The organism is Rhizobium sp. BK181 (assembly GCF_014193305.1).
Lineage (GTDB): Bacteria > Pseudomonadota > Alphaproteobacteria > Rhizobiales > Rhizobiaceae > Rhizobium.
Genome location: NZ_JACHZA010000033.1, coordinates 1 through 22505, shown reverse-complemented (window position 1 = coordinate 22505; position 22505 = coordinate 1). Strand labels below are relative to the sequence as shown.

General features: G+C 55.8%; 16 protein-coding genes, 1 tRNA gene and 4 pseudogenes. 14 read left to right on the top strand and 7 right to left on the bottom strand.

Annotated features, from left to right (window positions below; genetic code table 11):
- Positions 1-620 precede the first annotated feature (620 nt).
- Together FHT77_RS30680 and FHT77_RS30675 are read right to left on the bottom strand one after the other, a co-directional pair.
- The gene (locus FHT77_RS30680; RefSeq protein WP_183759241.1) at positions 621-1232 is read right to left on the bottom strand and encodes a flavodoxin family protein; all 612 of its coding nucleotides are present in this window, start codon (positions 1230-1232) and stop codon (positions 621-623) included.
- An 82-nt stretch (positions 1233-1314) separates the two neighbouring features.
- A complete protein-coding gene (locus FHT77_RS30675; protein WP_183759240.1) occupies positions 1315-1653 on the bottom strand; it encodes a hypothetical protein in 339 nt (112 codons plus the stop codon).
- Positions 1654-2095: 442 nt separating this feature from the next.
- Here FHT77_RS30675 and FHT77_RS30670 point away from each other — a divergent pair, with 442 nt between their 5' ends.
- The 6 genes and pseudogenes from FHT77_RS30670 (at position 2096) to FHT77_RS30645 (ending at position 9588) form a co-directional block, all read left to right on the top strand.
- Positions 2096-3265: a zinc-dependent alcohol dehydrogenase gene (locus FHT77_RS30670; protein ID WP_183759239.1), complete on the top strand. Its 1170-nt coding sequence runs from the start codon at positions 2096-2098 to the stop codon at positions 3263-3265.
- Positions 3266-3283: 18 nt separating this feature from the next.
- Positions 3284-4105, top strand: a complete 822-nt coding sequence (locus FHT77_RS30665; protein WP_183759238.1) for an SDR family NAD(P)-dependent oxidoreductase — start codon at positions 3284-3286, stop codon at positions 4103-4105.
- Positions 4106-4270: 165 nt separating this feature from the next.
- Positions 4271-4495: pseudogene (locus FHT77_RS30660) on the top strand (IS3 family transposase); the annotation flags it as partial.
- A 311-nt stretch (positions 4496-4806) separates the two neighbouring features.
- Entirely contained in the window at positions 4807-5583 is a 777-nt protein-coding gene (locus FHT77_RS30655) for an SDR family oxidoreductase (RefSeq protein ID WP_183759253.1), read from the top strand.
- The gene (treZ, locus tag FHT77_RS30650; RefSeq protein WP_183759252.1) at positions 5583-7373 is read left to right on the top strand and encodes a malto-oligosyltrehalose trehalohydrolase; all 1791 of its coding nucleotides are present in this window, start codon (positions 5583-5585) and stop codon (positions 7371-7373) included. The genes FHT77_RS30655 and treZ overlap by 1 nt, the downstream gene beginning before the upstream one ends.
- 1996 nt (positions 7374-9369) lie before the next feature.
- A complete protein-coding gene (locus FHT77_RS30645; RefSeq protein WP_246712855.1) occupies positions 9370-9588 on the top strand; it encodes a hypothetical protein in 219 nt (72 codons plus the stop codon).
- A gap of 291 nt (positions 9589-9879) precedes the next feature.
- Here FHT77_RS30645 and FHT77_RS30640 read toward each other — a convergent pair.
- Positions 9880-9992: transfer RNA gene (locus FHT77_RS30640), tRNA-OTHER, on the bottom strand.
- 961 nt (positions 9993-10953) lie between these two features.
- Complete coding sequence (locus FHT77_RS30635; protein WP_183759237.1) at positions 10954-12327, bottom strand: HD-GYP domain-containing protein; 1374 nt, start codon at positions 12325-12327, stop codon at positions 10954-10956.
- 468 nt (positions 12328-12795) lie between these two features.
- On the opposite strand from FHT77_RS30635, the gene FHT77_RS30630 reads away from it, so the two are divergent.
- From FHT77_RS30630 to FHT77_RS30620, 3 genes are read left to right on the top strand one after another with little or no spacing between them, the layout of a single operon-like run.
- A complete protein-coding gene (locus FHT77_RS30630) occupies positions 12796-14238 on the top strand; it encodes an ATPase domain-containing protein (protein ID WP_183759236.1) in 1443 nt (480 codons plus the stop codon).
- The gene (locus tag FHT77_RS30625; RefSeq protein ID WP_183759235.1) at positions 14235-15296 is read left to right on the top strand and encodes a sensor histidine kinase; all 1062 of its coding nucleotides are present in this window, start codon (positions 14235-14237) and stop codon (positions 15294-15296) included. Before FHT77_RS30630 ends, FHT77_RS30625 begins: the two co-directional genes overlap by 4 nt.
- A gap of 42 nt (positions 15297-15338) precedes the next feature.
- Entirely contained in the window at positions 15339-15800 is a 462-nt protein-coding gene (locus FHT77_RS30620) for a hypothetical protein (protein ID WP_183759234.1), read from the top strand.
- A gap of 41 nt (positions 15801-15841) precedes the next feature.
- Here FHT77_RS30620 and FHT77_RS30615 read toward each other — a convergent pair.
- Positions 15842-16736: pseudogene (locus FHT77_RS30615) on the bottom strand (IS1595 family transposase).
- A 447-nt stretch (positions 16737-17183) separates the two neighbouring features.
- On the opposite strand from FHT77_RS30615, the gene FHT77_RS30605 reads away from it, so the two are divergent.
- Positions 17184-17447, top strand: a complete 264-nt coding sequence (locus tag FHT77_RS30605; RefSeq protein ID WP_183759232.1) for an AbrB/MazE/SpoVT family DNA-binding domain-containing protein — start codon at positions 17184-17186, stop codon at positions 17445-17447.
- The gene (locus FHT77_RS30600; RefSeq protein ID WP_183759231.1) at positions 17447-17806 is read left to right on the top strand and encodes a type II toxin-antitoxin system PemK/MazF family toxin; all 360 of its coding nucleotides are present in this window, start codon (positions 17447-17449) and stop codon (positions 17804-17806) included. The genes FHT77_RS30605 and FHT77_RS30600 overlap by 1 nt, the downstream gene beginning before the upstream one ends.
- A 508-nt stretch (positions 17807-18314) precedes the next feature.
- Here the strand turns inward: FHT77_RS30600 and FHT77_RS31870 are convergent.
- Positions 18315-18680: pseudogene (locus FHT77_RS31870) on the bottom strand (glycoside hydrolase family 32 protein); the annotation flags it as partial.
- Between FHT77_RS31870 and FHT77_RS30595 the strand changes: the two are divergent.
- The 3 genes and pseudogenes from FHT77_RS30595 to FHT77_RS30585 all read left to right on the top strand — a co-directional run.
- A pseudogene (locus FHT77_RS30595) lies at positions 18674-19048 on the top strand (substrate-binding domain-containing protein); the annotation flags it as partial. The pseudogenes FHT77_RS31870 and FHT77_RS30595 sit on opposite strands and share 7 nt — an antisense overlap.
- 111 nt (positions 19049-19159) lie before the next feature.
- Positions 19160-20262, top strand: a protein-coding gene (locus tag FHT77_RS30590; RefSeq protein WP_183759230.1) for an IS3 family transposase whose coding sequence is annotated in 2 segments (ribosomal slippage) — positions 19160-19421 and positions 19421-20262 — 1104 coding nt in all. Because the reading frame shifts where the segments join, the coding sequence is not laid out codon by codon here.
- Positions 20263-20692: 430 nt separating this feature from the next.
- Positions 20693-20971 carry a hypothetical protein gene (locus FHT77_RS30585; protein WP_183759229.1) on the top strand — a complete coding sequence of 93 codons (279 nt, stop codon included), beginning with the start codon at positions 20693-20695 and terminating at the stop codon, positions 20969-20971.
- 109 nt (positions 20972-21080) lie between these two features.
- On the opposite strand, the gene FHT77_RS30580 is transcribed toward FHT77_RS30585, so the two are convergent.
- Positions 21081-21893 (bottom strand): PRC-barrel domain-containing protein, encoded by an 813-nt coding sequence (locus FHT77_RS30580; RefSeq protein WP_183759228.1) that lies wholly within the window; start codon positions 21891-21893, stop codon positions 21081-21083.
- Positions 21894-22505: the final 612 nt, after the last annotated feature.

The following is a 22505-nucleotide window of genomic DNA, read 5'->3' as shown; positions in this document are numbered from 1 at the left end:
CACCTCGGTCCCGATGCCGATATGGTACTTCCGAAGCCAGGGTCGTTGCGTTTGAAGCCTCAACATCACCGCAAGCTTGGCACGCGGATCGGCGGGAAATCGATAGCCAGTCCGGCCACCCACAACGACGGTCTCCGACGGTCGTGGATCGATAGTCTCGAGGGAAAACGTCCGATGAAAGCCCTCATCGACTAGGAATGTCCTTACATCTGCAGATGCATCAAATGTGATTTTTATTGTCTCCGGCGCGTGCCAGCGTGAGATAGCAGGCACCTCCATGATTCCACCTCGGACCGTTACGGTTCTTTCGGCGAAGAGGCCCCCCCGGCCAAACAAACCAAGAAGACATGCAACCAGGATTGCGGCAAAACCGATCCACGCGCATCGCTGGACGAACCAAAAGCACCGCTGGAATTTACTATGGTCCTTTACGCCCTCAGGATGATCAGGGGCGTCCATGGCGACGAACCGTGGAGGGGAGATGCGGACTATCGTTCATCAGCTGACGGCCACGTGCTGCTATCGCTCCATACCCCGAGGAACGTCGCCCGTCGGATGTCGGTGCTTTCGCGTCCCCGAAAATGAACGCGTTCTGCCGCGGAGGTCTCATCGAGCACGCCTCACCGCTGCCCCGGATATTGTTCTCGCCGAAGGAGGTTCGCAACATGAACGCTATTGCGGGCAAGCGTTTCGACCATCTTCGTGACTGCCGCCGGGACTTTGGCCAGATCCACGAAGTTCACGCTGCCCATGGCCTCGCCGACCCAGTAGCTGACCGCATTTGCCGGGATCGTAAAGCCGATGTCGTTAAGGGCTTGGAAAAGTTCCGCCGAAACGTGATGTGCGCCATCTTCGTTTCCGACGACAGCAACAGCTGCGACGCGGCCATACGAGACCATTCGACCAGCGTCATCAACCTCCTCGAGAAACGCATCCATTCGTTCCAGCACACGTTTCGCGACGCTTGAAGGCTGTCCCAGCCAAATAGGTGTTCCAAGGACCAACATGTCTGCGGCAAGAATCTTGGCTCTTATATCAGGCCATTCGTCACTAGCCCCTTCATCTGAGGTAACGCCAGGGAGAATGTTGAAGTCCGCCAGTCGTAATGTCTCGCTTTTCACGCCTTCTCGATCCAACGCCTCGGTGATCAAAGTTAGCATCCTGTCTGTTGAGGACGGATCGCCGCCGCTTCTTTTCAAAGTTGCATTGAGGGAGATTGCTGTCAGCGCCATCATTCGTCTCCATCGCCGTGCCGTCGGATCCCGGGTTCACGAGGAAAAGGCCGGTTTCGCCGGCCTTTTCAATATTCTCTCGCTATTGCTGATTGTCGGGGCATGCTTCGCTCACCGAAGCGCCGCCATTGCCGCCTTGCGTCGCGACGGAGCCAGGAGCCGGTTGTGCTGGGCAGCGCGTTCTGTCGACCGTACCGGTTGCATTGGTATTGCCGCCAGTCGTGCTGTTGGTGGCTTTGGGATCAACGACCGCCGGCATGTTGGTTCCGGTCTGCGTCTGTACGTCACCGTTTGCGCCGCCGCCCGCATCTTCGCCCATGGTCTTGTCACCCGCCATATTGTTCGGCACTGGATTGGACTGGGCATAAACAGATGTCGCCATGCCGAGGGAAAGAAGCGCGACAGCAAGAACCTTTTTCATTGGAATCTCCATATTGTTTAGTGTCTGACCGCTTCACAACCCCAAGCTTGGAAGGTTGTTCCACCCGCAGGCCATAGAACTTCTTCGTCCATTGCGCGATGGGCACTGCCCGTCACTTCGTTGGTCTGGTCGAGGGACGCGGTCCGTGTGCACGGAAGATCCATCGTCGCGGCCCAACAAACGCACGGCTTTGCTGCGCAAACCGATGGCCAAAACCAATTGAAAACTGCCATCGCCGGAGCCAACTAGATTGCATCCTCGCAGACAGGCATTTTTCTCCGGCTGTATCCAGCCATTCGAACTAGCTGTCCCATGATCCTGAAACGCGCGACCTTTTCGGATGCGAAAGGTATCTGCGCACCCTCGGGCTACCCATGAAGATGGGAACAAGTGTCGAAGGTCGAGGTTTAGTTCGCTCATCTTTGGCTGGAAAGGATCGACCATGAAAGCGCTCACCTGGCACGGCAAGCACGATATCCGCTGTGAAAGCGTGCCGGACCCGACGATTGAGGACGGTCGCGACGCAATCATCAAGGTTACGGCCTGTGCAATTTGTGGTTCGGATCTGCATCTCTACAACGGTGTAATGCCCGACATGCACAGTGGTGATGTGATGGGACATGAGACAATGGGCGAAGTCGTCGAGGTCGGCAAGGAAAACAAGAAATTGAAAGTCGGCGATCGTGTCGTCGTTCCCTTTACGATTTCCTGCGGAGAATGCTTCTTCTGCAAGCGTGGCTTTTTTTCTGGATGCGAGCGTTCAAATCCAGACCCCTCCAAGGTGCGGAAAATGTGGGGCAATTCGCCCGCTGGGCTCTTCGGTTATACCCATTTGCTCGGCGGTTACAGTGGCGGCCAGGCGGAGTATCTTCGCGTTCCATATGCCGATGTCGGCCCAATAAAGGTTCCCGAAGGCCTGACTGACGAACAGGTATTGTTTCTTTCCGATATTCTTCCGACCGGTTACATGGCCGCGGATTTCTGCAACATTCAGGCAGGCGATACCATTGCGATCTGGGGCTGTGGGCCCGTAGGTCTGATGGCAATCAGATCTGCATTCATTCTTGGAGCGGAACGCGTCATTGCCATCGATACCGTTGCGGAACGATTGGCTCTTGCCGCGGCGTCCGGCGCAATCACGCTCGATTTCATGGATGAGGATATCTACGACAAGATCATGGAGTTGACAGCCGGCCGCGGTGCAGACGCCTGCATCGATGCCGTTGGAACTGAAGCAGACGCGTCGGCAAGTTGGGATTCCCGGCTTGACCGTATCAAGGTGGCGACCTTCATGGGCACCGATCGGCCACACGTCTTGCGCCAGGCGATCCACTGTTGCCGAAATTTCGGTATCGTCTCCATCGTGGGCGTCTACGGTGGCTTCCTGGACAAGATTCCAATGGGTTCCGCCATCAATCGCGGGCTGACATTTCGAATGGCCCAGACTCCAGTCCAGCATTACCTACCGTTGCTGATGGAACGGATCCAATCTGGCGAAATCGACCCATCCTTCATCATTACACATCGTGCAACGCTTGAAGAAGGTCCGGACCTCTACAAGACGTTCCGTGACAAGCAGGACGGGTGCATCAAAGTTGTAATGAGGCCTTGACTCGAAAGGAAAAGCGAAATGGAACGCACACACGACGGGCAAGCCAAAGGGCTTGCCGTGGTCACAGGAGCCTCGAGCGGAATCGGTCTCGAGCTTGCTCAGATCGCCGCATCAAAGGGCTATGACCTCATTATAGCAGCAGACGAGCCTGAAATAGATGACATTGGCATGCATCTCAGTGATCTGGGGACCGCTGTAGAGGCCATCGAAACCGATCTTGCGACAATGGAAGGCGTCGATCGCCTTGTCGAAGCCGTCGTAGCAGACGGGCGGTCGGTTGACCTTCTGCTGGCGAATGCTGGTAGGGGACTTGGAAAGGGTTTTCTTGACCAGGACTTTACCCAAGTCCGGCGCGTGATCGATACCAACATTCTCGGTACAACATACCTTGTGCAGCAGATTGCTCGCCAGATGCGCTCACGCGGTGTCGGTCGCATACTTCTGACTGGCTCCATCGCCGGCTTTATGCCTGGAAGCTACCAGGCTGTCTATAACGGTACGAAGGCTTTCATCAATTCGTTTTCCTTCGCCTTGCGCGAGGAGCTTAAAGACACCGGCATTACGGTGACCTGCCTTATGCCGGGAGCGACGGAAACCCGTTTCTTCGAGCGGGCCGATATGCTCGACACCGAGGTGGGACAGGCCGAAAAGGACGACGCATCTGATGTTGCCCGGGCCGGCTTCGATGCAATGATGAATGGTGACGGTGACGTGGTTTCGGGATGGAAAAATAAATTTCAGGCCGCGGTTGCTAACGTCACGCCCGCGGGTATGCTCGCCTCACAGCATGCAAAAATGGCGGCGCCCGGTACTGGCAAGGACAAGAGCGGCAGCCAATAGGTCGGACGTGCTTGAGGCCCCAGTTTTTCTTCTGGGGCCTCATCCCCAGCAAATCAACACCGCTCAGAGCGGTTTTGATCCTGGGGTCACTACGTATCGGCATCAGACCAAACCCAAATTGGCGACAACGACATAGGCCAATGCAATCGCCCAGGCGATCCCAAAGGCAAGGGCGCTTGGCGGGACAACGTCTTCGTTGAGCGGCTTTGGCGCTCGATTAAATACGAGGAGGTCTATCTCCATGCCTATAAGACCGTGTCCGAGGCCCGCACTGGCATCGGCCGCTATCTGACTTTTTTCCAATACCCGACGTCCACCTCATCCCTTGACCGGCAGACGCCGGATCAGGCTAACTTCAACGCGCTGACACCGATGATGGTGGCGGCATAGTCGAGGCGGAAATCCACTTAGCGAAACGCTGCAATCTGTTCAGACAAACCGAGCCACCTCTGACGACGACCGCGACATAACGCAGTTTCTCAGTCTGTGCTTCTCATGCACGCCTACCCCTGCGACAATTGGAAGTTCCGTTGCTGAGGGACGGCCCGCACCGGCATATGCAAGCCCTCTATTCAAGGCGTCAATGAGGCTTTTGCACCCCTGAGGGGGGGCCTCCTCAGGAACCGCTATCCAGCTTTGGCGTTACTGGGCCGTATATGAGCGGCAAGCCAACGATGCAATTCGTAGAACGGAGTTCAAACATGCTTACACCTGTCGCGCTTGTGACTGGCGCAGGTTCTGGAATTGGTCGAGCGACAGCAATTTGCCTCGCTGCGAACGGGTTTTCTGTCGGGCTATTGGGACACACCGCCGACGAACTTGAGGCTACGGCGCGCGACATCCGCAATGCCAATGGACGCGCTCTGACATTGGTCGCGGATATCAGTATCGAACGTGACATGCGTGAAAGCGTGAGAAGATTGGTGGATGAATATGGTCGTCTCGACTCGGTGGTCGCGAACGCAGGTATCAACGGCGTCTGGGCTCCGATCGATGATCTCACGCAAGATGAATGGCAGCAAACGATCAACGTCAATCTGACGGGTACGTTTCTGACACTGCATATCACGGTTCCCGAGCTGAAACGGAACGGCGGAGGATCAATCGTCGTTGTGTCTTCCATCAATGGAACAAGAACGTTCACGACCCCAGGCGCGACCGCCTATACTGCGACAAAGGCCGCGCAGGTTGCCATGGTTCAGCAATTGTCGCTTGAGCTCGCCCGACACCATATCCGTATTAACGCGGTCTGCCCTGGGGAGATCGAGACGAATATCGAAGCCAGCACGGCCCTGAGGGGTGAGCGGGAGACAGCCATCCCGGTGATCTGGCCGGACGGACAAGTTCCAATTACCGGAGGTGTGCCCGGAATGAGTAGCGATGTCGCCGAAGTCATTGCCTTCCTGTTGTCTGATGCCGCCAGACATGTCACCGGAACGCCTGTCTTTGTCGATGGCGGACAGGGGTTACTGCGTTGATGACTTGCTCGTTGGAAAGATTTGCCTGGGGACCGTCGTACCAGGAGGACGGTATCTGCTTTCGACTTTGGGCGCCCGACGTCAAAGCGTTGGCGCTGAGGGTGGGCTCCGAAGATGTCTCCATGGATCGAAAGGAGGATGGTTGGTTCGAGACACTCAGGAGCGATGTGCCTCCTCAGACGCATTACAGTTTCATCCTTCCGGATGGCACCGCTGTTCCCGATCCTGCCTCAAGATATCAGTCGGGCGATGTCGGAGGTCCATCCATGCTCGTGGATCCAAACGCCTACTACTGGAGACATCCAGATTGGCAGGGTCGGCCCTGGGAAGAAGCCATCATCTACGAACTCCATGTCGGGACGTTCACCGAAGACGGAACGTTTCGGGCAGCAGCAGAGCGGCTGGGCCTATTAGCGGATCTCGGGTTCACCGCGATTGAGGTGATGCCGATTGCGCAATTTCCCGGCAGCCGTGGCTGGGGTTACGATGGTGTCCTTCACTACGCGCCTCACAATAGCTACGGCACTCCAGAGGATTTCAAAGCCTTCATCGACGCGGCTCACGGTCTTGGTCTGATGGTTTTTCTTGACGTCGTGTATAATCACTTCGGGCCTGAAGGAAATTATCTTCCGACCTATGCTCCCGCCTTCTTTCGAAGCGATAGTCCGACGCCATGGGGACCACGCATCGCTTTCGAGCGGATCCCCGTGCGTCAATATTTCATCGACAACGTCATGTACTGGCTTAGTGAATTCAGATTGGATGGCTTGAGACTGGACGCAATCGACCAGATCGATGACAAGAGCCATCATCATATCCTTGAGGAGATATCGGAGAGAGTCAGCCGCCACTTCGATGTGCGCCACGTTCATTTGATGACGGAGAATCCGGCCAACGGGACGGACATGATCGCTAATCGCAATGGGCGTCCACTGTTCAAGGCCGACTGGAATGATGACTTCCATCACGCGCTTCATGTCGTCGCCACCGGAGAGAACTCTGGTCATTACGCACCCTTTAAGGATGCTCCCTGGGTTAAACTGCGCCAAGCCCTGGCTAGCGGATATGTGAGGGAGGGAGTGCAGACACTGGGCGGCGCGAAGGTTCCAACCGAAGCAATTGCCCCTACATCGTTCGTGCATTTTCTGCAGAATCACGATCAGGTAGGGAACCGGGCGCAGGGCGATCGCCTTTCCAGCTTGGTGGGTGAAGAAAATTTCCGTGCCTTCACCGAAATCCTGATGCTGTCACCTCAAATCCCGTTGATGTTTATGGGCGATGACCATCTGAGCTCACGACCGTTTCGCTTCTTCGCCGACTATGAGGGGGAACTCGCCCGTACGGTGCGTGAGAGCAGACCAAAGGAAGCGAGAAATTTTGGCTCCCCTTCCCGGGATACCGAAGACGGCGAGATTGCGGACCCCAACCACTTGGCGACATTTCAGTCCAGCAAGCTTTTATGGAGCGAAGCATTCATGGATCGTCGGTTGCGTTGGCGAGAATGGCTCACCCGACTGATCAGTGTCCGGCGGAAGTGTATCGTACCGCATCTGATCCAAGCAAAAGGTCATTCCGGCAAGGTGGTCCCGTCGCTCGATCGATGCCTGTTTGTGGGATGGCAGCTCGGCGATCACGAGCTTCATTTGCGGGCGAATTTATCGGATATTGAGCTTGAATGTGATTTACCGCCCAATGCACAGATCTATCCGGTCTTGACGCACAAACGCGGTACGCTGCCGCCAAATTCCGTCAGCGCCTTCATGATTGTGGAGGAAAACGGGAGTGGATAGAAGCCGCAGGGTGTGACTGACTTCTTCGGCACTGTCTCAGTAAAAAGAACTGCACGAAAGACGGCAGACATCGGCAGCTCGCTAGACCAAGACTAGACCGCGGCTCGGCCACAATTGCGGCCGAATTTGGAGCGAGGCCTCTCGCAGCTGCCTCAATGGAGATCTAGAGCCAGCTGCTGCCCTTTTACCTTTGGCAGCGGCAGGCCGATTTCGATCTTGCCGAAGGCCTGTTCCGGCGTTCTGACTCGCGCTCGCGTGCTCCCGTACGCTGGCCACCACCACAGCAAGGGCATTCTGCAATGACTTCTTTGGTGGGTAATGGCGAACTCCATTCAACCTGCGTTCCTCCTTTGTTCTTTTTTTAGCACAATCAACCCCGCCGTAGTATCGGAAACTCCCAAGCTTTCTGTCTCAATCTGATTGGAAAAAGGAGCCCCATAGAGTGGGGCTAAGGTGATGAGCAGCGCCCGAGAGTGGGCAACTCCCATACGATAACCTGCCAGATCGTCAGCTTCAAGCAAAACGACAGTCGGTTAGATTTCGTGAAGGTTGTGGACCGTGTGGCGTGCGGGAACCCCACTGCGAGAGTCGATCTTATGCGCCGCATGGATCAGACCGCGTTAGTTCTTGAGTTGCCACCACAGTGGAAAGCTCAAGGTTTCAGCGAGCACGGGTTCTTCTGGAACAGTGCCAAGTTGCTGCAGACGGTCTTTTACCCGAACCGGCGTCGGCAGTTGCCGCATTTTTGCTCGGATGCGCGGCACTCGCTAAGCCTCTCTCAGTCACTGCTGTGGATATCGGCGGGCAGAATGGTAGAAGCGGGCGTTGCGGTTCAGTCGGTGGCGCTGATGGCGTCAACGCGAGCGTTGGAGACATCAAGCGGGGGCCTTGGCATGAATGCGTCGGTTGGCGGGTCTGCTGGCGTACATAGCAATACATCCGGCGGGGGCAGCAGCGGCGGTCTCGCCGTCAGATTGGAATTCAGTCTGCGCGAGGGAGCGTTTTACCGACAGTTCGCGTGATCTATCCATTTCTTTAAACAAGATTTCATCGCAGCGAGCTTCACCATATGTTGATGGAAAGCCGTGGTGCTCGGGCAGTCGCGCGATGTCAGCTTCGATTGACCTATATATCATGAGCGTGTCCCAACGGTTATAGCTGACACCGGCTGACACGCCGCCAGCGGGGAATCGGTACTTTATACGCCGAGAAACCAGCCCCGACATGCGCAAGCAGCAAAGGCTCGGCCTACCCTAGTGAACGCGCAATGGTGACCATCTCTGGTGGACACCGTCAATCAGTTCCTTTTCGCAATGCGCGCCCTCCCTTACGAGAGCGACCAAAAGTGCCGCAATTTCAATGCTTGTCCTTCTATCGTGCGAAACGCTGTTCTCCCGGCAGAGGATCTTAAAGGCAACCTTCACGAACGAAAAGTTCGTCGGTAGCTTTCTATTTGGAGCTAGATTTGATCGTTTGTGGTCGATGTGTTTGAGCACTGCAGTCCAAGGCAAGATGCTGTCATCGGCCAGGCTGCTGACGAGATAGTCCTCATTCACGGCAATCTTTCGCAAGACCAGCCTCCCTCATTCAAAAGAAGTCGTTCGCGGCAAACACCAAGGCAACCTACCAGTATGAGCAACGCCTAATCAATGTACAAAAACAATAGTTCACTGTTTTATCGTTAGAGTAAACTTTAGAAGGGCACGATGACTGCCGCAACGTCAGGGAAGTCCTCATCGAAGCAACCACATTGCGAGGGGAGGGTCTCGTTTGATTTTTCCAACGGACGCGTCACTCGTCGATCCACAAAACCCCACCCAGGTTGCTTTAATGGGGCCGCGCCGATCCGTGCTATGTCATGCGCCGTTACGCCGTAGTCGCCGTTGAGACCCGGGAACCGCGATGTCGATGAACAAATCAGCGTGACAAGGCCTTATGGGCGGACATTTGAGCCGCGAGGCCATTCTCTCCCGCCAGACTTGGAGGGGTGTCTACGATGGCAAATGTGCGATCCAACAATGGTGACGAACTCTACAACATCGTCGATCCCAAACTAACCGCACTCATTGGCGAACTGGAAAATATGGATTTTAGCGCGGACAAGATCGGGTTCGCGATTCATGATGTTCTCGAAAGCAAGTGGCTCGGTGCGATAGCGGCGCTTCAGGAAGCGCGCCGAGGCCGTTCCCAAAGGTTTGGTGTCAGACGGGAATGAACGATATATTCTGTCAACTGCCGTGTGTTAGAGAATGCTTTGGATGCAAAATTTCACGTCGCCGCCCTTGCTTCGCCCTGACCGGACGGCGGCGACAGCTGTAATGTAATGAGCCTAACCTCCTTTGCTCCGATGCGCTGCAGGCGGCGCAGGAATCTCAGGGAAGTCGTTTCCTGTGATGGGGGAGGGTCACCACACGACACGGAGCATAAGTTGCAATCATTCCGGAGCTCGGCGAAGCATGTAGTGTTGGTTGAGTTAAGCGAACCGATGTCGATGGCAATATTGGTTTGGTAGCCGAGGCAGGGATTCGAACCCCGCGTCACAGCTCGAAGGCTGGAAGCGACCTCAGGACACCTGAGGATAAGGAGAGCACCGCGCTCCAATTACGCTTACGCTCGGCTGCGAACGTAACGCAGGGGGGTCACGGTTGTTCCCGAATGTCGTCGTTGTATGCTAGCTCCGGAGTTAAAGCCCAGCGCTGTCGAGAGACACTGGCTGTGCGACACCCGCATGGTCAAGGTCTGCGGTCCTTCACATCCCCTGGCTATGCCGGGCGCGGTGGTCTCGAGTCGAGCTAAGGTGCCACGTCCAGATTGTCGTCACTGACAATCAGCCTAACGCGGAGAAGTCGGCTGTATCAGTCGCAGGCGAGCGACAATGGCGCGTCAACGAGCTGGGAGCAAAGTACGATTTGCTTAAAGCTGGGTTGGGTTGGGGTCATATCCGGAAGATCTTGTTTCCGAAGATCTGAAAAAGGGGTCCTCTCCCAGATCCAGCGCCATGCGTGGCACATCCGCCCGCTTACGTTCATGATATCTAAGCGACGCGGGCTCGACCTGTCGCCAGCTGAAGATCGTTTCGTCGCGATGCTCGGGGGAGCAATTTCCCATTTCTGGCTACGAGTTCCCGAAGCCGACTCCTCTGATCTCGCGACGGCGTTCTTATCCGTAATCCTCCCTCCCGGCTGGCTTCAAGCCTGGCTCGTCCGAATGGGAGCGTCCGCAGAAGTTTGAGGTCGTGTTGTGAAGCCTCAGGGATTGAGACCCGCATAGCCCGCTACATCACCGCTAGCATGACTTTTCGGCGCTGTTCGAGGCGGTCGCCTCAGAGCCGAACAGCCGTACAAATGGTGCCTTCAGTGACTGTATTTCGAACTGCTCTCGCATCCGGAGGCTTCGAAGAAAGGCATCATCAGGGCGGCATTCTACGCCTCAAGCCATTTGGCGATAATCTGGCCGCTACAGAACATCTTACCGAGGCGACGCGCGCTACCGATCCTTTCGTGCCTCGAAACCACGAACGTTTCTAGACAGTGGTAAACGTGCGGCTCAGTGTAACTAGAGGCGTTTAGCCGAATTCAGCTCAAGCAGCGCTATGCGTGATCTCCGTTACCTGTCTCAGGGAGGTTCTGGCGATCGCACGTTCCAGAGCTTCGACGCAAATCGGATCGTGAGATCGCCCGGCATCCTCCCAAAGAATCGCAATTGCCTTTGTAATTGGCATCGCCGACCGATAAGGCCGGTCCGCCGTCAAAGCATCGAAGACGTCAGCCGTAGTCACAATGCGCACTTCCATTGGAATTTCGTCCGCCATCAACCCGCGCGGGTAGCCTGTGCCGTCGAGGCGCTCGTGGTGAGCGCCGCCGATACGAGCTGCGTCGGCAAATGCACCGATATGGGACAGGATCTCCTCCGAGAACGCGGCATGACGTTTCATCGCCTGCCATTCCTGGTCGTCGAGTTTGCCAGGCTTGTCGAGCACGCTGTTGCTAACGCCGAGCTTACCGATATCGTGGAGTAGGGCGGCGCGCCGCAGGAACCGTCGATTGCCCGCATCGATGCCCATCTCTTCGGCGATCATGTCGGTAAAGAGCGCGACGCGATCGCTGTGGCCGGAGGTGTAAGGGCTTTTTGCGTCGATCACTCGCGCAAAGGCTGCGGCGATGTCGTCCAGATAGTCATCATCGGCCATGATTGCTTCCCGGCCGGGCTCGCTTTCCAGCACAACGGTCTCCAACACATCCGACCGAAGGGTTTCCCAGAAGGTCGGGTCGGCGGCGACGCGCTCAAAGGCGGCCGCAAGCGCCGGATCGAACCAAGTGCCTACACGCTTGCGCACCTCGGTTATGGCTGCCGTGGGGCCGCCGCTCATCTGGAAGATATCGGCCACCTGCGACAGCAGGGCGATCCGTGAGAACAGGGGAATTGCCTCGCCGCCAATTCCAAGTGGCCGGCCACCGCCATTCCAATGTTCGTCAAGATTGAGCACGCCGGCGGCGACTGCTTCCGAGAAGCGCATTTGCCGGACGATCTCAGCCCCGCGCTGGCAACGAGTCTGAATGAGGTTTGTGACGATCTCGCCGCCATTCTGCATGATGCTAAGAATGCTACGGAAACGCTGCGCGAGGTCAGCCTGCAGGCCTGTATGGCCAAGCACGAAGCGTAGTACCTGGGAAAGACTGCCATCGACGAGCTTGAAATCACGCTTGAAGGAAAGGTCGTCGGTCAAATAGAGCTCGCAGATGCGCGCAGCATTGCTGCTGCAGCCGAGGTCTTTGAGCAGCAAAGTATAATAGAGTTCCTGCAGTTCGGTGTCCGGTATGCCGATTTCCTGACCGATGTGCGTTCCAATAAAGCAGGCACGAATGCAATGCCCGGGCGGCTGCCCCTCCGTCATGTCGAGGGCCTTGCTCAACGCTTCAATGATTTCTGCAAGCCTTATCTGGATCGTCTTCATATCGACCGTCCTTTGCCTGCCATAGCTTCACATAAATTTCTTTAGAAATCATTGTGTTCATCCTGTTGCGCATACTAACTGGTCGAATGTCAGTGCATTTCGTCGAGCAGCTCCAAGTTGAGCTGTCGAATCCGTTAGAAGAACCGAGCGGACCTATCTTCTCGCACGCCCTCGGGCCGCTCCGAAGGTTCCAAAGGGAACTTTCGCTTCTCCTCGGCATTCACGAAGTGAGCAAGGCGACGTCCGCGAGTTACGGTAGGGATTCTGATAATTGGTGTGGTGCCAGAGGCGGACATTCAAGCCTGTCACCTCGTGTTTAACCCCGTCAAGGACACTGCGCTGATTAAAGCGATCACGTGCTGGCCTTGATGTTTCCGCAGAGTCCCATATAAACCATCCCATCATCTATCAACGATGATGACGCGCCGTTTTCCAAGTGCGTCCAATGTCTTTTGCGAAAGATGAGAAATGGCCAAGCGAGGAACGCCTGCTGTTGTCAGCACGGGGATAGAAGGCCTTGACGCGATTTTGCGCGGAGGGCTGCCCGCGTCTAATCTTTATATACTCCACGGTGCGCCTGGGTCTGGGAAGACGACCGCGGCACTTCAATTCTTGCGCGCGGGCGTCGAGGCTGGCGAAAGTTGCATCTACGTAACGCTTTCTCAAACATCCGCGGAACTCAGGGCTATCGCCAATTCGCATGGCTGGTCGCTTGACGGGATCCGAATTGAAGAGTTGACGACCTCCGGGACGGTCAGCGAGGCTGATGATCAGAGCATATTCTTAACGTCCGACCTTCGCCTCGATGAGACGCGAAAGGCGATCGAGGCAGCAATCGATGAGCACAAACCCCGCCGTCTTGTCTATGACTCGCTTCTAGAAATCCGCTTGATCACCGGGGATTCCCCCCGGTTTCGGCGCGAGTTGATTGGCTTTAAGTCGTTTCTAGCTAAACGGAACGTCGTTGCGTTGCTCCTTGATACGCAGGTTGCCGGCTATGACCGTAGCGGGGAGGAAGTGGAGGGTCTTGCACATGGGGTCATACGGCTCGACAAAGCGTTAGAGGAGTATGGCGGCGTTCGCCGCCGCATTGAGATTTCCAAGATGCGGGGGGTTCCGGTCGCGGACGGCTATCACGACATGGCCATCCGGGAAGGCGAGGGTGTTGTCGTATTTCCTCGGATTATGCCGAACACGGCATCGGAGCTTGCCAAGCCGGAACTGATAAAGTCGGGAGTTGCAGCGCTTGATGATATGTTCGGTGGGGGTCAGGAGGCGGGGACCACAACCCTGGTCATTGGACAATCTGGGACCGGCAAGTCGACGATGTCATCTCTTTATGCAACGGCCGCGCTACAACGAGGGGAAAGCGTGGCGCTTTTCCTGTTCGAGGAGCGGTTGGAGACATTTTTCCGGCGCTCCGAGGGCCTAGGGATGGAGTTGCGGCAGTTCCACAAGGAAGGCAAGCTCATTCTGCGTGACTTCAATCCAAATGAAATCTCGCCGGGTGAGTTCGGCCAAATTGTTCAGGATGCCGTTACCCAGAACAAGGCTCGCGTGGTAGTTATCGATAGCTTAACCGGTTACTTGAACTCGCTGCCACATCGGGAAAAGGCAGTTCGCGATATTCAATCGCTGCTAAAGTTCCTCGCTCGCTCCGGTGTGCTGACCATGTTAATCGTAGCCCAGCATGGTTTGATAGGTCAGAACGTGGGAATCGACGTTGACGTCAGCTTCCTCGGCGACACCGTTCTTCTTCTGCGCATAATGGAGCACGAAGGACGTTTGCGCCGAAACATTACCGTAGTGAAGAAGCGTCACGGTCCTCACGACCTTAATATCCAGGAGTTGCTGATCGAGAGCGGCAACGTAAGTGTGCTGCCCTACAATCCGCTCCCTGATCCAAAATGAACGCAGCACCGACCGAGGGCGAGCTGGACTGGGTTCTTGTGCTAGCTCCTTTTCGCAAGGATTCCGACTACATAGCTGCTTCCCTTCGTGAGCAAGATATTCGGGTCGAACAGTGCAAAATAGAGGACATGGTCCGTTTTCTATGGCAAGTTCCCGGCGTCATAGTCATCACGCATGAGGCTCTGACGCCAACGGCCGTTGCCAACGTTGCGGACTATGTCGTCAGACAGCCCGATTGGTCAGAGGTGCCGATACTCGTGCTCCTGGAGCGGTCGGCGCCCATCAAGCAGATTCGCACGCAGCTGCAAAATCGATGGCCGGGAGCCCGTCTTTTATTCCATATCCGCCCGATCAGCCAGCTGGAACTGGTCAACAGCATCCAATCCAACCTTCTTGTTCGACTACGTCAGAAGCAGGTCCGCGACTCCATCGAACGAGAGGTTGAACTGCGGCACGAACTTAATCATCGCATAAAAAATATACTTGCTAGCGTGACGTCTATCTTTCATATGACGAAGCGCGGCGCAGTAACTGCAGAGGACTTGGCCGGAGACTTTTCGGGTCGGCTGAGAGCGCTGTCGGATGTGCACACTGCCCTTTTTGATGCAGGCGGAGATGAGGTGTCCTTGGTGTCTGTCATTGACGTCACGGTCTCGCCATACAACACTAGGGAGTTGATGCGTATCCACACCCACGGTCCCGATGTAACAATCAGTCGCGCCTCTGCAACGACCATTGCTCTTTGTCTACACGAGCTCATCACCAATTCCATCAAGTACGGCTCGCTTTCAGTCGGTAATGGCTGCGTCAATATCGATTGGAAAGTTTCAGCAAGCAACACACCAACCTTTTCTCTTGAGTGGGTGGAGGCGGGTGGCCCCAACGTAGTTGCGCCGACGCGACAGGGCTACGGGACCAGGTATGTCCGTTCAGCGCTAGCCTCTCTTTTTGGTACTGCACCAGAGATCGTCTTTGCTCCGCAGGGTTTCCGCTTTCACGTCATTGGCCCCCTCAGAAATTTGCGGCATTATGGAGCAGTTGCCACAAGATTCCCCTGACGGCCGATGCTATCTCCTGAGGGTGCCTCGGGAGTGCTGAGTATGGTGGAAGTCTTAGACGAATTGAAAGCCAAGTTGGTCGAGATCGACGGCAAGATGGAAGAGCTGCGGCGCGAGATTGTCGTCCTCGAAGCTCAGAAATCCGCATTCGAGACGGTGATCAGAGTTTATGACCCCGGTTTCGAGCTGGCTGCGCCACCTTCGAAGGCAAGCCGCACGTCGTCGAGGGAAACAGCAAGCAGTCGCGTCACCGAACTTCTCAAGGGCAGGAATAACCGCCATATCGTACTCGACATCCTTCGCCGCGCAGAGCGCCCGACGACGACAGCGGAGATTGCCGACAGGTTCGCAAACGAGAGCGATCTCGGGAGCGAGGCGTCACGATTGGAGTCCGCCCTCACCAGTCGGTTCTCCGCAACGCTGAATGGTTTAGTGAAGCAGGGACTGGTGCGACAGGCTGGCACCGCACACGGTCGTCGCCACCTCTGGGAAATCAGCCGTTAGTCCGGCGGCTCGCCTTGCAGCCAGACCTGGTCGACGATGTTCTAAGCGGCGCACCGCCAGTAGCCGCAGAGGTTGCGCGATGTCAGCCTGCTGGCGATGGTTCGGAGGAGATCGGCGAATTGCCAGCGCAAGCCCATGTAGCGCGTGTCCTCCTTCCATGACAGCATCGCCATGTACCAGTCGAGGTACTTCGTCGAGAAGCGGTGGTTGATGCCTTTGCAGGCCTTCTCGACACGGCTGAAGAAGCTCTCGATCACGTTCGAATTCGTGCCGTCGTCCTCCTGGTTGCATGCTGTGGTTCACGCGGGTCAACTGAACAAGGCCGATAAGATCGTCGTACGCCTTATGCTCGTCGGCGATCAGGAGCGCCTTCGGATCGACATGTTTGGCCACGGCCGCCCAGGCATCCTTGCCGTTCTCGTCCATGATCACACGCGTCAGCGTCCGGTTCGGAGCGTGTCGATTCGCCTCTCTTAACGCGAGGACGCACATCCGTTTGCCGTTCTGGTTCTCCTTCTTGCGACCGTCCTTGCGCTCCTCCTTCTTGTTCGCCTTGCGAAGGACGCCGCCGACGTACTTCCCGTCGATCTGCACCGTGCCCTGGAGTCTGATCGCGTCGCGGCGGAGGCCGACGGCCTCGCGAAGCTTCTGCAGCAGGACATAGGCGGTCTTGTACTGGACATTGAGCTTGAGACTCAGATGGAGCGCCGCCATGCCCTTGGCGGTCGTGACCTCCTCCCAGATCGCCATGATGATCTTCTTGAACGAGAGCTTCCGGTTGGCGAACACGGTTCCGGACGTCACCGAGAACTCGGCGCAGCACTCCGGCTCCGAGCACCGAAAGCGGCGACGTCGGACGCTGTACGGCTCCAGACAGCCGCAGCGCGGGCAAAACGGATTGCCCCCGTTGTCGACCCAGCGGAAATCAACGAACAGACCGTAGGCATCGTCCTCGGTTAGCGACCAGACCCTCTCCGGGTCGAGATCGCGGCCATCAGGGCGGAGCAGCGGATGCTGCCCGAAGCCCTCTTTCGGGTCAGGCCAGGCGCAACGGTCGTATTTCGAACCTCCGGTCTCCTGTCGAGAAGGGGTCGTAGGAGTTCGGCCTCAGGATGGGAATTCGCTTCGGAGCATGTTCAGGCTTCCGTTTGATACGCGAGACATAAGCGGACCGCTCCGTCGTAAGGACGGAGGCAGAAGGTCAGCGCTCTATTCGTATCGATCTGAACACGAGAGGACCGATACCAGGGATATCATTCGGAGTCGATTCGAATTGCTTTTACGCGTGACAGTCCAGTTAAAAATATCCATGAAGCTTGCGAGGGCAACCTTGCTTCATTCAAAGAATGTGCTATTTAAGTAGCACAAACTGGAGTTCATCAGATGAGTAACACAGCAAAGATTCGCCGTCAGGGCGGCGCGACCGTATTTAGCATTCCTCCCGCGCTTTTGAAGATGCTCGGCGTCGAAGTCGGCACAGAGTTGACCTTGGTTGTCAATAATGGGTCTCTTGTGGCGACCCCGAAGCAGGGAAAGAAAAGATATACGCTGGCTGAGCTGCTCGAAGGAGCAGATGAAATGGCTGCGCTCAATAAAGAAGCGGCCTCGTGGAATGTTAGCAAGCCCGTTGGTAACGAAGTGTTCTGATGGTCCGAAGCAACATTCCAAAGCGTGGCGACGTCTTTCTCATCGATCTTAATCCCGTTGTAGGCAATGAAATGAGGGATGATCATTGCTGTGTCGTGATCACCCCTCGTGAAATCAATATGGTCGGCATGTGCCTTACAGTTCCCATTACGACGGGCGGTGCGTTCACCCGCAAAGCCGGTCTTGCGGTCAATATCTCAGGCCACAAAACGACCGGTGTGGCTCTCTGCAATCAGGTAAGAGCACTCGACATCCTGGAACGGGTGAAGCAAAAGACTGCCAAACATGTCGACACGCTGGATGCCTCCACCATCGACGAAATTGTCGCCAGAGTGGTCAGCATGATCGACCCTGCTTAGTCGGCCAACACACCGGCCGAGAACCATCACCTTAAATTTGTCTATTCCACCCCAAGGGGCCATGAGCCTTTAATCCGGTTTGTGGCAACTGCTCCATAATGCCGGAAATTTGAGCCAGACGTAAGCTGATGGTGCCTCAGACTAAGGCTCCGCTGTACAGTTTGAGATCACCCGAATCGAAGCATGGTTGCTTTCATCCGGCCGCCACAGCGACGAGCAGTATGCCGCTACGGGCGGCTCCCCCCATCTGTGGGTCATTCTCGATTACCGGCGCAGTTTCAGCGCATCATAGTGCCGTGCAGGCGCTTCCTGATCCATAACCCCGTGTTCGAGTGCAAGTTTCGATACTCACGCGGCGGGTTCAAGGCTGGCCGCAAACAGCGTGATCTTTCCAACCTTGATAGAAACGACGTCGCCGATTCCGACACAACAGAGGACGGACAAAGCTGTCTCCCCTATTGTCGTCACGTGGGACGTCCATCGATCAGAGCTTCGCCGCACCAGAAAATCATCTCGGATGCCTTTCAAATACCCACGCTGAAGCGGAGGATGAGATCTCGAGCTGATCAGGTTCGACATTCGCATAGCTGCGGCGGGTTCCGCAAACCGCTCCGCTGTCGGCAAAAATCTCGTCGATCCCGCTGTCATGAAACAGCCGAAGGTCCTTCCCGTTGCCAAGCGTCGCCATGTATTGGATTGAGCCATCGTCCTGGGCTAGCCGGATGGAAAGGACACCGTCGGCGATGCTTGCCTCGAAGGCAAGCTCGCCACCTTGCGTGGCGACAATCTTGCTACCCTCCAGCGGGCCAGAAAGCCGGATTTCGATAGGGGCGTTCGGCAGCGAATATTGACCACTTTGGGCCTCGCCGACTGGGAATGGAAGGACCGGTCGGAGCGGAGAAGAACTACGTTCTTGCCGTTGCAACGGAGATGCTACGGGAAACCGATCGACCGACCGCAATCATGAGCGGCAATGACGAAATGACGATCCAAATATACATTGCGGCAATGGCATTGGGCCTTCGCATTCCTGAGGATGTCAGTATCGTCGGCTTTGACGATTTCCGGACGTTTTACCAGGCGCTGAAGCCGGAACTTACCACTGCGGCCTTGCCTTATTACGATCTGGGCTTAGAAGGGGCGGAATTGTTGAATAGCGTAGTTGCGGGAAACAAGGCTCGTCCGAGCAGACGCCTTGTGCCCTGTAAATTGCTCAAGCGAACGTCGGTGAAAGCTTTGTAGGCGACGACCGGAAACACGCAGGTCGCTTGTGATCTGAACCCTTCAAACTGTACCAGTTTTGGCTAGAGTTTTCCGGTGCATTTTTCCTGGCTGGGAAAGGAACGGAAGACGATGAAAGCATCGCAGTTTTCGGACGCACAGAAGGCGTTCATTTTGAAGCAGGGTGATGAAGGCGTGACGGTCGCCGAGATCTGCCGGAAGGCGGGGATCAGCCAGGCGACCTATTTCAACTGGAAGGAAAAATACGCGGGCATGCTGCCGCCGGAGATGAAGAAGCTGAAGCAGCTCGAGGACGAGAATGCACGGCTGAAGAAGATCGTCGCGGATCTGACGTTGGACCGCGAGATGTTGCAGGACGTCATTCGCCGAAAGCTCTAAGGCCTGCTCGCAAGCGGGAGATGGTGAAAGGCATGTGCCAGGACTGGGCGATCTCGATCCGGCGTGCCTGTGGGGCGCTGGACTTCGATCGGTCGACCCACCACTACACCTCCCGCCGTGCCGATCAGGCCGGTCTTGAGCGTCGTATCCGTGAGATCTGCGAGACCCGTGTCCGGTACGGTTATCGTCGTGTGCATGTGCTGCTGGTGCGCGAGGGTTGGGGTGCCAACATCAAGCGGACCTACCGCATTTATAGGGACTTGGGCCTGCAATTGCGTAACAAGACACCGAAACGCCGGGTGAAAGCCAAGCTGCGGGAGGATCGGCAAATGGCGGTAGGGCCGAATGATGTATGGGCGATGGACTTTGTGCACGACCAGCTCGCCACCGGCAAGAAGCTACGCGTTCTGACCGTGGTGGACACCTTCTCACGCTACGCCCCTGTGCTTGACCCAAGGCACAGCTATCGCGGTGAAGATGTTGTGCAAACGCTCGAGCGGGTATGCCGCCAGGTCGGCTATCACAAGACGATCCGCGTCGATCAGGGCACCGAGTTCGTATCCCGGGATCTGGATCTTTGGGCCTATGCGAAAGGTGTCACGCTGGACTTCTCACGCCCTGGCAAACCGACCGATAGCGCATTCATCGAGGCGTTCAACGGCCGCTTCCGGGCAGAATGCCTGAACCAACATTGGTTCCTGACCCTTGCGGATGCCCGCGAAAAGATGGAGGATTGGCGTAGAGACTACAATGAGGTTCGGCCACATGGTGCGATCGGAAATAAGGTCCCGATCACACTGATGAATCTGGGAAGCGTAACCAGCCTGCCTCCCTGACTTAAGCCGGAAAACTCCAGCCTCCGCTGGTCCAATGTTTGGGGGCGGTTCAGGCGGTTGAAGGGACTGATCCCATTCCGGACGGACAAGGAGGGAGCACTGGCTGGCCAAGATCCGTGACGTCCTGCTCAACAATTCCAAAGGGGTCTAATTAGCGACGCTTCAAGTCGATGGCATGTTCAGTTGATGGGCAGACAGACCAAAACGTCAGCCGCTCAACATGGTGGTTGATTATGCATGTGCCATACTGTTCTGGATTGGGAGAAGAGCCGGCTCTTCATCAGTTGACCATGGAGAGGCGTGGTCTTGCTGATTTTTTCACGCCTTCCGCTTGCCGACCAAAAAGCAGGCCAAAGGATGAGTTTTGACTCGGTTGCACTCGTGATAAGTTCAACTCACATCACTTCTCTTCGTATGGAAGGAAAGCGAAATGCGTTTGAAGGCTTTTTTTGTTGCCATTGCTTTCCTTGCGCCCGTTTCGAGTCAAGCACTGGCTGGACAAGTGGAGAGCGTCGCGTGGTCGGTAGAGGGCAAGCTTGTCGGCAAGGAGGGAGGAAAGGCGAAGGACATCAGCGGCATCGCATGCTCCATGACGTCCGGTTTTCCGAGATCCTGCCTGACTATCGATGACAACGTTCAGTCGGCTCAGGAAATCGGGACGGTCAGGAGCAGCCGTCCTCAACCGTTTAAGGTCGTGTACGGCTGCTAGCGATGAAACTATTTAGACGCGCAGGTCAAGAGGATAGTCGAGACCTATTTAGGCAGCACTGGCGATAAGCTGGGCACGGAAATCTTTAATCTCCGTACCCGCAACATCATTAACCACCCTTATATTCCGGCTGGGCCTTCAGCTTATCAGCAGATGAATCGACATAGACGCGTACATCATCGCCTTTTTCATTGCGCACGATGTTCAACTGGTCGAGCCCTACGGCGATCCGATGCTCGCCTATCCCGAGAAACCCGCCAACATCAATGACAACCTGTTTTACGGTTCCATCATTGTTGAGGACGAGTTTATCGACTTCGCCGATATTCTCATCTTTTGCACTATAAACAGTTGCGCCGGAGAGATTTTCCGTCGTGAGGTCTTTCACATCCGTAGCACGATAACCATCACGCTTGATCTCCGGTCGTACGAGCGCCGTATCGGTTGATTGAGCAGTTGGAGCTGTAGTCGTCGATGAAGTCGAGCTCATGTCGGCTGGAGCCGTATAGGCCGGTGCGTCGGTCAGCATCTGTTTATTTGCATTGACGACCAGGAAATAGTCATTCGCATCGTCGCCGTCCTTGACGAACTTGATGTCCTTCATCGGAATGGCAACGTTCTTCTCACCGATTCCCAGAAAGCCACCGACGCCGAGCACCACGGCTTTGACTTCGCCTTGTCGGCTAAGGATCACCTCGTTCACTTCACCGATATCGTCCCAGTCCTTTTCAGCGCCAGGCTTGACGACGGTGTCAGCCGTAATCGCGCTCTCGGTGGCGTAGAGTCGCATGCCAATGAATTTGGACGCCTGGATGTCAGTCGGCTGCTGCTGATACATCGAGATTGGAGCCATGGTAGCGGCATAGGCACTGCCGCTCACCAACGCGATTGTAAGGGCGGTTGTCACGAGTAGCTTGTTCATTAATCACTCCCTTTTTTGTTGCTCGTCGCACCCTGCACAACGGAGAGTTTGCACTGCGATGTTAAAATTACCGCAGTAGCAGGACAGATGAGCGTGAGTTGTTTCGCCGAAATTGAACGATTGGGGCCAAAATATGTTCCGGCTTGCCGCTGAAAAGACGGTTGCGAGGCGCGGAAAGCGGTGTCTCAGCTGTCCCGCCGGACAGCGAATGTAAGAACGCTGCATGAAGCGCCGGCCAGCCATTCAGACAACATCCGGCGGCGTGGGCAAGCCAGGCACGCGACAATTTACGAGCCATGCGGCGCAGTAACCAGGAGCTGCGAAAGTGGGAGCGATTCGACTGGACGAATCCAAACAATCGGCTCCAGTAGAATATTTGGCTGGACGCGACACAGAGCTTTTTTGCGGATGCCAGCGGTTCGTTTGGGAAACTCGGCCTTCGGTTTCAGGCTGAAACGCAACAGCAAACAAACCGCCCAGATGTTCCATAATAACTCTTATCTGATTTATGGATGTAGCCGGGGTGGGTTCTAGAATGAAGTGCGACTTGCTAATGATCCCAATGGGTTATCAATTGCAAGGACGATGCAATGAAACGCACCTACTCTCAGA

Excerpts from the sequence above, each read along its gene's own strand:
- FHT77_RS30680 (WP_183759241.1), bottom strand. The coding sequence starts at position 1,232 with ATGGCGCTGACAGCAATCTCCCTCAATGCAACTTTGAAAAGAAGCGGC.
- FHT77_RS30675 (WP_183759240.1), bottom strand. The coding sequence starts at position 1,653 with ATGAAAAAGGTTCTTGCTGTCGCGCTTCTTTCCCTCGGCATGGCGACA.
- FHT77_RS30670 (WP_183759239.1), top strand. The coding sequence starts at position 2,096 with ATGAAAGCGCTCACCTGGCACGGCAAGCACGATATCCGCTGTGAAAGC.
- FHT77_RS30665 (WP_183759238.1), top strand. The coding sequence starts at position 3,284 with ATGGAACGCACACACGACGGGCAAGCCAAAGGGCTTGCCGTGGTCACA.
- FHT77_RS30655 (WP_183759253.1), top strand. The coding sequence starts at position 4,807 with ATGCTTACACCTGTCGCGCTTGTGACTGGCGCAGGTTCTGGAATTGGT.
- treZ (WP_183759252.1), top strand. The coding sequence starts at position 5,583 with ATGACTTGCTCGTTGGAAAGATTTGCCTGGGGACCGTCGTACCAGGAG.
- FHT77_RS30645 (WP_246712855.1), top strand. The coding sequence starts at position 9,370 with ATGGCAAATGTGCGATCCAACAATGGTGACGAACTCTACAACATCGTC.
- FHT77_RS30635 (WP_183759237.1), bottom strand. The coding sequence starts at position 12,327 with ATGAAGACGATCCAGATAAGGCTTGCAGAAATCATTGAAGCGTTGAGC.
- FHT77_RS30630 (WP_183759236.1), top strand. The coding sequence starts at position 12,796 with ATGGCCAAGCGAGGAACGCCTGCTGTTGTCAGCACGGGGATAGAAGGC.
- FHT77_RS30625 (WP_183759235.1), top strand. The coding sequence starts at position 14,235 with ATGAACGCAGCACCGACCGAGGGCGAGCTGGACTGGGTTCTTGTGCTA.
- FHT77_RS30620 (WP_183759234.1), top strand. The coding sequence starts at position 15,339 with ATGGTGGAAGTCTTAGACGAATTGAAAGCCAAGTTGGTCGAGATCGAC.
- FHT77_RS30605 (WP_183759232.1), top strand. The coding sequence starts at position 17,184 with ATGAGTAACACAGCAAAGATTCGCCGTCAGGGCGGCGCGACCGTATTT.
- FHT77_RS30600 (WP_183759231.1), top strand. The coding sequence starts at position 17,447 with ATGGTCCGAAGCAACATTCCAAAGCGTGGCGACGTCTTTCTCATCGAT.
- FHT77_RS30585 (WP_183759229.1), top strand. The coding sequence starts at position 20,693 with ATGCGTTTGAAGGCTTTTTTTGTTGCCATTGCTTTCCTTGCGCCCGTT.
- FHT77_RS30580 (WP_183759228.1), bottom strand. The coding sequence starts at position 21,893 with ATGAACAAGCTACTCGTGACAACCGCCCTTACAATCGCGTTGGTGAGC.